2 protein-coding genes are annotated in these 2,167 nt (G+C 63.8%); both read left to right on the plus strand.

The genetic code is table 11. The features are described 5' to 3' along the window. Positions 1-68: 68 nt before the first annotated feature. Complete coding sequence (gene istA, locus EB75_RS28195) at positions 69-1,325, plus strand: IS21 family transposase (RefSeq protein WP_165605542.1); 1,257 nt, start codon at positions 69-71, stop codon at positions 1,323-1,325. After that, positions 1,322-2,104: an IS21-like element helper ATPase IstB gene (gene istB / locus EB75_RS28200; RefSeq protein ID WP_212812412.1), complete on the plus strand. Its 783-nt coding sequence runs from the start codon at positions 1,322-1,324 to the stop codon at positions 2,102-2,104. The genes istA and istB overlap by 4 nt, the downstream gene beginning before the upstream one ends. Positions 2,105-2,167: the final 63 nt, after the last annotated feature.

Below are 2,167 nucleotides of genomic sequence, written 5' to 3' on the forward strand. Positions count from 1 at the left end.
TGTTGACGACGCCTGAAAACTGACCCCCTGTCGACGGGTGAATTTTGACCCCCGTCATTGATAGGAGGGTGATTTCAGTGGAGCAGTGGGCGGAGATCCGCCGTTTGCATCGCACGGAGCAGGTGCCGATTAAGGAGATCGCGCGTCAGCTCGGTGTGGCCCGTAATACGGTGCGGTCGGCGTTGGCGGCCGATGCGCCGCCGCAGTACTCGCGGGCACCGCGGGGTTCGGCAGTGGATGCGTTCGAACCGCAGATCCGGGCGTTGCTCAAGGACCATCCGCGGATGCCAGCGACGGTGATCGCACAGCGGATCGGGTGGACCAGGTCGATCACGGTGCTCAAAGACCGGGTGCGGGTGATCCGCCCGGAGTACCGCGGCCTCGATCCGGCTGATCGAGTGATCTACGAGCCGGGGGCCTGTTCGCAGTGGGACCTGTGGTTCCCCGACTACCGTATCCCGTTGGGCCACAACCAGTTAGCGATCTTGCCGGTGTTGGTGATGACGTTGGCGTATTCGAGGTTCCGGGCCGGGTTGATGATCCCCTCGCGCCAGGGCGGCGACATTCTGGCCGGGATGTGGCAGCTGCTGAGCCGGATCGGCGCGGTGACCGCCAAACTGGTGTGGGACCGCGAGTCTGCGATCGGCGGCACGGGCCGGCCCACGGTGGTGGCCACGTCGTTTGTTGGGACGTTGGGCACCCGCCTGGAGCTGGCTCCACCGGCGGACCCTGAGTACAAGGGCATGGTTGAACGCAACAACAGGTTCTTTGAGACCTCGTTCCTGCCAGGCAGGGTGTTCGGTTCGCCGGCCGATTTCAACACCCAGTTCGAGGCGTGGCTGACCGAGCACGCCAACACCACTCGGGTGCGTTCGATCCGGGCCCGTCCGATCGATCTGCTGGCCGAGGACCTGGCCGGGATGACACTGCTGCCGCCGGTACCCCCGGCGACCGGCATCTGCCATCGGGTGCGCCTGGCGCGGGACTACTACGTGCGGGTCGCCGGTAACGACTACTCGGTGCATCCGGCGGTCATCGGTCGGCTTGTTGATATCACCGCCACCCTCGATCGCGTGATCGTCACCTGCGAAGGGCAGGTAGTCGCCACCCATCAGCGGTGCTGGGCCCGGCACATGACGCTCACCGACCCGCAGCACGTGGCCGCCGCCGCGCTGCTGCGCCGCCACTACCACCAACAACGCACCACCGGCGATAGCGGTCGGGTGCGCACCCACCGTGACGGGCACCTGGTGCCGATCCGTTCCCTGCCCGATTACGACGACCTGTTCGGCGTTGATTTCACCGTCCTGGGAGAACCATCATGAACGACCCAAACATGCACGGCCACAGCGAGATTGGTAAACAGATCGAGTATCTGGCCCGGGTGTTGAAAACCCCGACGATCCGGCGGATGTGGGCTGAGCTGGCTGAGCGGGCTCGCGCCGAAACGTGGAGCCACGAACAATATTTGGCCGCGGTCCTGGAGCGCCAAGTCAACGAACGCGAAGCCAACGGCACCGCATTACGTATTGCCGGTGCCCGGTTCCCGGCGACAAAAACGTTGGAAGACTTCACCTTTGACCATGTACCGTCATTGCCGCGGGATGTGATCGCACACTTGGCGACAAGCACATGGATCGCCAAGGGCGACAACGTGATTCTGCTCGGACCACCCGGGGTCGGCAAAACTCATCTGGGCATCGCTCTGGGCATCAAGGCCGCCCAGAGCAGCTACCCGGTGCTCTTTGATACCGCGACCGGCTGGGCGGCCCGGCTCACCGACGCCCACAACAGCGGCCGCCTGCCACAAGAGCTCAAACGGCTGCGCCGCTACCGACTGCTGATCATCGACGAGATCGGCTACCTGCCGTTCGATTCGGACACCGCCAACCTGTTCTTCCAACTGATCGCCAGCCGCTACGAACAGGGATCGATCCTGATCACCTCGAACATGCCGTTCGGCCGCTGGGGCGAAGTCTTCGCCGACGAGATCGTCGCCGCCGCCCTGATCGACCGACTGGTCCACCACGCCGAAGTCATCACCATCAACGGCGACTCCTACCGGACCAAAACACGCCGAGAACTGGTCAGAACCAGCAAGTAACCACAACCAAGGGGGTCAAAATTCAACCGACGCTACGGGGTCAATTTTCGACCGTCGTTGACA

This window comes from Mycobacterium sp. ST-F2 (assembly GCF_001905655.1).
GTDB lineage: Bacteria > Actinomycetota > Actinomycetes > Mycobacteriales > Mycobacteriaceae > Mycobacterium.